Source organism: Mesorhizobium sp. WSM4837 (genome assembly GCF_055811435.1).
In genome coordinates, this window is record NZ_JBVVQE010000015.1 from 116,088 (window position 1) to 124,224 (window position 8,137).

Sequence of the window (8,137 nt, forward strand, 5' to 3'; positions counted from 1 at the left end):
AGCTGAGCCTATGACATAGACCCGCCTTGCTCCGCCTGGAGCTCTAGATCCCCAAACTGGAGACGATGCAATGCCGCTTTCCCGCCGTCATTTTCTCGCCGGTGCCGGCCTAACCGGCGGCACTCTCCTAGCCAATGTATCCGTTCCGGCGGTGGCCCGAGCGCCGCTGGTCGACGCCGCAACGCTTGGCGCGCTGCGCCGCAACGTGGGATCGGTCCAGGTTACGGCGCTACTAGATGGCTATATCGACATTGGTTCCGAGCTGGTCATCGGGCTCGCTGAGGCCGATGCGGAGCGGCTGGCTGAGGCCAGCTTCCAGAAGCCCGGACCGCGCCGCGCACCGGTCAATGCCTATCTCATCAATCTGGGCGACCGTCTGGTGCTCGTCGACGCCGGTACGTCGGACAGCATGGGCCCGTCACTCGGCCGACTCCCGGCCGCTATCGAGGCAGCCGGCGTCTCTCCGGACCAGATCGATACATTGCTGATTACCCACATGCATCCCGACCATATCAACGGCGTGCTGACTCCCGCCGGCCAGGCGCTGTTTCCCAATGCCGAACTCGTCGTCACCGCCACCGACTACGCCTTCTGGCACGACGATGCGAACATGAACCAGGCGCCGGACGAAGCGAAGCCGTTCTTCATCGGGGCACGCAAGGCTGCCGCCGCTTATGCGGATCGCCTGCGGCAAGTGGACGGCGAGCGCGAGGCGCTCGGCTCGATCCGCACCGTGCCGCTGCCCGGCCACACTCCGGGCCATGCCGGCTTCATCGTGGAATCGGACGGTGAGGCGCTGTTCATCTGGGGCGATGTCGTGCACATGGCGACCTACCAGTTCGCGCGCCCGGATTGGAGCATCGCCTTCGATGTCGATTCCAAGCTGGCTGCCGAAACGCGCAAGCGGACCCTCGACCGGGTCGCTGCCGACCGGATGCTGATCGCCGGCATGCATTTGCCGTTCCCCGGCATCGGCCATGTGGCGCGCGATGGCGACGCCTATCGCTTCGTGCCGGACGAATGGCCCTATGCACTGTAGCGGCGGCCGGCGCGGGAAGGGGCCATCATAGCCCCGCTACTCAACACCACACCCGCCCCCCTCGCCAGCGCAGCCGATGTCTTTGAGACTTCGGACGATAAATCGGCTCCTTATGGTCTGGCACGGCACCTGCAACGCCTGCGTTCAGAGCCGTCACTTCCTGACAAGAACGGCCGAGATGGATCGCCTCCCGGCGTTCCCAGCGGGTACCAAGCGTTAGGTACCAAAACGCGCTGACGTAGAGGCCGCCACCGCCCAGTGTGATGTCTACAACGGGTGCAGCCTGCGGAATGCTGTCATTCGTCTCGTCGATTGGGAACGAGAAAGTGGCGCCAGCAGATGCCTCACCCAGGGTTATAAATATTCGCGGACAAACACACCCGCGCTGTGAAGAGTGCGGCGACCGGCACTCAATCCTGCATTCCAAACCGGCCAAGCGTGAATCATATACGGCCAAATTTCGAGACGTACTTTGACGTCAGCCGCGCCAGCGGCTTCCGCGAGCCGAGTTGCGTCCGACAACAGCGCCTCGGCCGAACCGACTTGTATCAGCATTGGGGGAAATCCGCTCAGATCGGCGAACAACGGCGAGATCAGGGGATCGCGCCGACCAACGCCATGGGGAACATAGGCGGTGGCCAGTTCCTCCAAATACGCCCGGTGGATGATAGGGTCGATTGCGTCCTTAGTTGATAGTGTCGCGCCGGCCATCGAAAGGTCCGTCCAGGGCGAGACCAGCCAAAGACATCGCGGCAACCGCTCCCCTGCCGCGCACAATATATTGACCAAGCACAGGGTGAGGTTGCCGCCCGCACTGTCTCCGCCAACCACGATGCGGTCCGGCGTGATCCCTTGCCGGCTCAGAAAGCGCCATGCGGTGAGTGCATCTTCATGTTGCGCAGGGAAAGGATGTTCCGGTGCGCGTCGATAGTCGATCGCGAGGGTGCGCATTCCCATGGCTCGACCTGCCTCGGTCACCATTCGACGATGACTTTGGAGAGAGCCGGAGCAGTAGCCACCACCGTGGAAGAAGAGCAGAACCTTATCCCTGTCACTCTCAGGCGCTAGCGACCACTCTCCCCCAAGGCCGTCGAGAACCGCATCCTCGCATCGGATGTCGTCCGCAATCGGCCACACCGAACCAACCTCGTCGAGCCGCGCCCGGCGTTCGCCCCAGCCCACCGGTCGTGGCTTTGACGTCAACAACCTGCGGACGGCGTTGATCTCCGTCAGATCGAGGTGTTCGTCCACATCGCTCATTTTGCTTACCTAGCCTCTCATCAAGCCTAGAAAACCGGCGGACAGCAACAGCCACACGTCATCCATAAAGTGCCAATGCCAGCGCTTGGAATTTTTCGTAGAATCAGAAAAACACCCTTTTTCTCGCAGTTGCCAGCGGGACCAAGCGTTAGGCGCTAAAACGCGCTGACGTAGAGGCCGCCATCGACCGGGATGTTCTGCCCGGTCAGGTAGCCGGCGTGAACCGAGCACAGGAAGGCGCAAATCTGGCCGAATTCCTCCGGCGTGCCGAGCCGCTTGGCCGGAACGTTGACTGCTGCCTGGGTCTTGCGTGCGGCGGCGGCAGCCGGATCTTCCGGTGTGCCGGCTTCATGCGGGGGACGCAGCCGGTCGGTGTCGAGCTTGCCCGGCAGCATGTTGTTGATCGTCACATTGCGGTCGATCACCGTCCGCGCGACGCCGGCAAGGAACGAAGTCAGGCCGGCGCGCGCGCCGGACGACAGATCGAGGCCTGGAATGGGAACATAGACCGACAGCGAGGTGATGTTGACGATGCGGCCGAAGCCGCGCTCGGCCATGCCGTCGATGACAGCCTGAACCAGTTCGACCGGGGTCACCATGTTCTGGGTGACGCCTTCGAGGATCTTTTCGCGGTCGAGTTCGCGGAAATCGCGAAGCGGCGGTCCGCCATTGTTGTTGACGAGGATATCGGGATCGGGACAGGCGGCAAGCAGCGCCTTCTGCACCTCGGGCTTCGATACGTCGCCGACGATCTCGGTCACCTCAATGCCAAATCTTTCGCGCAGTTCGGCGGCGGTCTTGGCCAGTTGGTCGGCGTTGCGCCCGTTGACGACCAGGTCACAGCCGGCTTCGGCGAGCGCCATGGCGCAACCGCGCCCAAGGCCCTTGCTCGAAGCACAGACGATGGCCTTTTTTCCGCGAATACCGAGATCCATGGCGATTTCTCCTCTGATTTGGGTCGCAATCTACTCTTGGGGCTGGACCAATCGCAACCGTCATACGGTTGTTGCATGAATCGGGGCATAGCCTGTTCGGAAGCAACGGTGAGAATCCAATGCCTGGCGCAGAGCCCCGCACTTTCCGCAGCATGTTCATCTCCGACGTCCATCTCGGATCGAAGGCGGCGAAGGCCGAGTTCCTGATCGATTTCCTGCGCCATCACGACGCCGATATCATCTATCTCGTCGGCGACATCGTCGACGGCTGGCGGCTGAGACGGAACTGGCACTGGCCGCAAAGCCACAACGACGTCGTCCAGAAATTGCTGCGCAAGGCGCGCAAGGGCGCCAGCATCACCTACATCGCCGGCAATCACGACGAATTCGCGCGCCAGTTCCAGGGCGTGCATTTCGGCGGCATCGTCGTCGCCGACCGCGTCGTCCACGAGACTGCCAACGGCAAACGCTTTCTCGTCATCCATGGCGACCAGTTCGACACCGTGGTCCACAATGCGCGCTGGCTGGCCTATCTCGGCGACTACGCCTATGATGCGGCGATGCTGGTCAACCGCGTGGTGACGCGGCTTCGCCAGCTGCTTGGCCTGCCTTACTGGTCGTTTTCGTCCTGGGCCAAGGTCAACGTCAAGAAGGCGGTGAATTTCATCGGCTCGTTCCAGACCATGCTGACCGAGGAAGCGCGCCGCTCGCATGTCGACGGCGTGATCTGCGGCCACATCCACCATGCCGCGATCGAAAATTATGAGGACGTGCAATACATCAACACCGGTGACTGGGTGGAGAGCTGCACCGCAGTGGTCGAGCATTTCGACGGCCAGATGGAGATCCTGCACTGGGCGCACGTCCTGCCGGAGGCTCCGGTCGGCAGCGAAGTGCTGGTGCCGATCGACATCGTCGCCATCAAGGGCAGGGCAGTCCAGGCTGCCTGACGCGATGATGTGTTCATGCATGTCGCGCAAAAGCATGCCCTCGGGCCTGACACGAGGGTGTGCAGCGGTTTTGCGATAACGACATACATAAAACAAGAACCTAAAGCGCGTCGCATGAGGCGGTCAAACGCGACGCGCTTTAGCGCAGCGGTTTCATCGCTTTTTTTGCCATGTTATGGGATCGGCGTGCGTTGGCTGGCCGGCCGGTCGAATGCTGCGCCGACGGATTGCCTGCTGATGTCCTCCCTGCCGCCGCCTTTACTCGAACAACTCGTCAAGCCGCGTCAGTTCGAGCTGCGCATGGGCCTGATCTTCTTCACGCTTTTCGTGCCGCTCGGGATACATTTGCCGTACTTTCCGCTGTGGCTGCAGGCAAACGGTTTTGATGCCGAGCAGATAGCGATCATTCTCGCGGCACCGATGTTCCTGCGCGTGGTGACGACGCCATGGCTTACGGCACTGGCCGACAGGGCGAGCGACCGCGCCCATGTCTATGTCGCGCTGACGGCCGCATCGCTGGCGCTGTCCGCCGGTTATTTCCTGACGCCGACCTATGCCCTGGTGCTGGCCGTTTCGCTGGCGCTCACCGTCGCCTGGACGCCGCATTCGCCGATCGCCGATTCGCTGGCGCTGTCGGGGGTGCGCCGCTTCGGCTCGAATTATGCCAACATGCGCAAATGGGGATCGATCTCCTATCTGTGCGCAAATCTTGCCGGCGGTTTTATCCTGTCGGCGACCGGAGCCCCGGCAGTTCCGGTGATCATCTTCGTGGCGTTTGGCGCCGCACTTGTCGTCGCACTGATCGCGCCGCGGCTCGGCCGTCCCCGCCGTGCCTCGCCGCTTTCGGCGGCCGACATCCAGCAGTCGGCGCCAAAACTCCTCAACGGCTATTTCCTGTATTTCTCCGTCGGCGTCGGCGTCATCACCGCCAGCCACGCGTTTTTCTACGGCTTCGTCTCGATCTACTGGAAATCGATCGGCATCGGCGACTCTGTGGTCGGGCTGCTTTGGGGTTGGGGTGTCCTGGCCGAGATCGGCATGTTTATGATCTTTACTCGGGTTTTCGGTTCCTTCTCGGTCGTATCGATCATGGTGATGGCGGGAATAGGCGCGATCGTGCGCTGGATTGCCTTTCCCTTGATCTGGCCGCTTGGCCTTGGCGTAGGTGGGTTTTTCGCAGTCCAGACGCTGCACGCGGTCTCGGTGGCGCTGGTGCTGATCGGCCTGCAGAAAATGATCGGTGAGACCGTCGCGGAGGAACGCACCGGGGCCGCGCAAGGCATCGCCTATTTCTCCAACGGCTTTTTCACCGCTGTGGTGACGCTCCTGTGCGGCCCGCTTTACGACCGCTTCGGCGTCAACGGCTTTTTTGCCATGATCCCGATCGCCCTGGTCGGCCTTGTGCTGATCGGGCTTGCGGCGCGTTCAGCCCCACAGCACCGGATCGGGCGGTGACACCAGCGAACCTTGGTAGACAAGGCCAGGCGCACGGTCGCGGGCCAGCAGCAGTGGACCGTCGAGATCGACGAAATCGGCATCCTGGGCCAACAGCACCGCCGGCGCCATGGCCAATGACGTGCCGACCATGCAGCCGACCATGACGCCAAAACCCAGTTCGCGGGCGCGATCGCGAAGGACGAGGGCAGCGGTCAAGCCGCCTGACTTGTCGAGCTTGATGTTGACGCCATCGTAAAGGCCGACAAGCGAGGCAAGGTCTTTAGCCTCATGCAGGCTTTCATCGGCGCAGATCGGCACCGGATGGGCGATGTTGCGAAGGATGCCATCACGGCCCGCCGGCAGCGGCTGTTCGATCAGCGCGATGCCGTGCTCGGCGGCAAAGGCCAGGTTTGCAACGATGTTGTCGTCGCTCCAGCCCTCATTGGCGTCCAGGATGATGCGGCTCGCCGGTGCCGCCTCCCTGACCGCGCGGATGCGGGCCATGTCGTTGTCGCCGCCGATCTTGACCTTGAGAAGCGGGCGCAGGGCATTGGCGCGGGCCTGGGCTGCCATGGCTTCGGGCTCGCCGAGCGACAGCGTGTAAGCCGTTTCGAGCGCCCTCGGCGGCGCCGTGCAGATGCTGGAAGCCACCGGCTTGCCTGCGATCTTCGCCTCCAGGTCCCATAGCGCGCAGTCGACGGCGTTGCGCGCCGCGCCCGCCGGCATGGCGTCGAGGAGCGCGGCCCGGCTGATGCCGTCTTGAACCTGCTCCCGCATCGCCTCGATCGCATCGCGCACACCCTCGATGGTTTCGCCATAGCGTTTGTAGGGGACGCATTCGCCGCGCCCGCTCTGGCCGTCCTCGCTGATCGTCACTGTGACGACCTCGGCTTCGGTTTTCGAACCGCGCGAGATGGTGAAGGTCCCGGCGATGGCAAAGCGCTCGGACTCGACCGAAATGACACGCGCCATATTTTTCTGCTCCGGCTGTGCGACAACAAGCTTGTCGGCAAATCGACAGGTGGGTTCTGTCAGGTTAAACAGATCGGCCCGTCAGGCTAAACAGGACGCCATGTTGACGATCCGCAAACGCGACGCAAGCGGCACGACCGCCAAGGAGGCCGACCACCAGCCGCGCGTTGTGGTCGGCGAGGACGGCGGCGTCCTCGGCTGCGCTTTCTCCGGCACCTGGACGACACGCACCGTGGCGCTCGTCGATGCCGAGATGCGCAAGATCGAGCAACGCAGCGGCTTTCAGACATTGGCGCTCGACCTCTCGCATATCGAGAAGATGGACACCGCCGGGGCCTGGGTGATCGACCGTCTGGTTAGCGCCTTCGAAAAGCAGGGTGTGAAAATCACGATGCAGGGGCAAAGCGAGGTTGCCTCGATCCTGCTCGGCGCCGTCGGCGACGCTGTTCGACGCGAACCTGATTCCGGCATCGTTGGGCCGCCGAACATCGTCATTCGCGCGCTCGAGGCGGTTGGCCGCCGCGTCTATGAGATGCGTGACGATTTCCTGGCCGCGATGAACATACTGGGCGCCACGATACGCGGCGCGCAGATGAAGCTTGGCCGCGGCCATGCGGTCAATCCGGCGGCGATCTTCAACCAGATGGACCGCATGGGCGTCGGCGCCATCCCGGTGGTTGTGCTGATGTCGGCCATCGTCGGGGCGATCGTCGCCCAGCAAGGCGCCTATCAGCTCAGCTATTTCGGCGCCGATATCTTCGTCGTCGACCTTGTCGGCGTGCTGATCCTGCGCGAGCTCGGCGTGCTGATGACTGCGATCATGATCGCCGGCCGTTCGGGCAGCGCCATCACGGCTGAAATCGGCTCGATGAAAATGCGCGAGGAGGTCGACGCGCTGAAGGTCATCGGGCTCAATCCGATCGGCGTTCTGGTGTTTCCGCGGCTGGTCGCGCTGGTGATCGCACTGCCTTGCCTGACGATCATTGCCAATTTCGCCGCACTCGGCGGCGGCATACTGGCGGCATGGCTCTACTCCGACATCGCACCGGCCGCCTTCATCGACCGGCTGCGCGTTGCCATCGATCTCAGCACCATCTTTGCCGGGCTGATCAAGGCGCCGTTCATGGCCATGATCATCGGCACGATCGCCTCGGTCGAAGGCATGAAGGTCGGCGGCAGCGCCGAATCGCTCGGGCAGCACGTGACTGCTTCGGTGGTGAAGTCGATCTTCGTGGTGATCATCCTCGACGGGCTTTTCGCCATGTTCTACGCAGCGATCGAGTTCTGACATGGCGCTGCTTGGCACAAAGCCGACCACGACTACGCAAAGGGCCGACGAGGAGGAGATCGTGCTTTCTGCGCACGACGTCACCGTCTCCTTCGGCGACAACGTCATTCTCGATAAATTGTCGCTCCATATCCGGCGTGGCGAAATTCTCGGCTTCGTGGGGGGGGGGGGGGGGCGGGGGGCGGGGGGGGGGGGGGGGGGCGGGGGGGGGGGGGGGGGGGGGGGCGGGGCGGGGGGCCGCGGGGGGGGGGGGGGG

Annotated in this window: 7 protein-coding genes and 1 pseudogene; 5 read left to right on the plus strand and 3 right to left on the minus strand. The window is 63.2% G+C overall.

Features of this window, described 5'->3' with window-relative positions; translation table 11 throughout:
- Window positions 1–70: 70 nt before the first annotated feature.
- A complete protein-coding gene (locus AC0L3D_RS11535; RefSeq protein ID WP_128244837.1) occupies window positions 71–1,039 on the plus strand; it encodes an MBL fold metallo-hydrolase in 969 nt (322 codons plus the stop codon).
- A gap of 354 nt (window positions 1,040–1,393) precedes the next feature.
- Here AC0L3D_RS11535 and AC0L3D_RS11540 read toward each other — a convergent pair whose 3' ends face one another.
- On the minus strand, window positions 1,394–2,299 hold the full coding sequence (locus tag AC0L3D_RS11540) for an alpha/beta hydrolase (RefSeq protein WP_473627821.1): 906 nt from the start codon (window positions 2,297–2,299) through the stop codon (window positions 1,394–1,396).
- A gap of 155 nt (window positions 2,300–2,454) precedes the next feature.
- Window positions 2,455–3,234 carry an SDR family oxidoreductase gene (locus AC0L3D_RS11545; protein WP_473627819.1) on the minus strand — a complete coding sequence of 260 codons (780 nt, stop codon included), beginning with the start codon at window positions 3,232–3,234 and terminating at the stop codon, window positions 2,455–2,457.
- A 119-nt stretch (window positions 3,235–3,353) separates the two neighbouring features.
- On the opposite strand from AC0L3D_RS11545, the gene AC0L3D_RS11550 reads away from it, so the two are divergent.
- Together AC0L3D_RS11550 and AC0L3D_RS11555 are read left to right on the plus strand one after the other, a co-directional pair.
- Entirely contained in the window at window positions 3,354–4,184 is an 831-nt protein-coding gene (locus AC0L3D_RS11550) for a UDP-2,3-diacylglucosamine diphosphatase (RefSeq protein WP_287175231.1), read from the plus strand.
- Between the two features lie 237 nt (window positions 4,185–4,421).
- Window positions 4,422–5,639, plus strand: a complete 1,218-nt coding sequence (locus AC0L3D_RS11555; protein ID WP_473627817.1) for an MFS transporter — start codon at window positions 4,422–4,424, stop codon at window positions 5,637–5,639.
- On the opposite strand, the gene dgcA is transcribed toward AC0L3D_RS11555, so the two are convergent.
- Window positions 5,610–6,593, minus strand: coding sequence for an N-acetyl-D-Glu racemase DgcA (dgcA, locus tag AC0L3D_RS11560; protein ID WP_473627815.1), 984 nt, complete (start codon window positions 6,591–6,593; stop codon window positions 5,610–5,612). The two genes, AC0L3D_RS11555 and dgcA, sit on opposite strands and share 30 nt — an antisense overlap.
- A 100-nt stretch (window positions 6,594–6,693) precedes the next feature.
- Here dgcA and AC0L3D_RS11565 point away from each other — a divergent pair, with 100 nt between their 5' ends.
- Together AC0L3D_RS11565 and AC0L3D_RS11570 are read left to right on the plus strand one after the other, a co-directional pair.
- Window positions 6,694–7,881 carry an ABC transporter permease gene (locus AC0L3D_RS11565; RefSeq protein ID WP_027155114.1) on the plus strand — a complete coding sequence of 396 codons (1,188 nt, stop codon included), beginning with the start codon at window positions 6,694–6,696 and terminating at the stop codon, window positions 7,879–7,881.
- 1 nt (window position 7,882) lies between these two features.
- Window positions 7,883–8,137 (plus strand): annotated as a pseudogene (locus tag AC0L3D_RS11570) (hypothetical protein); the annotation flags it as partial.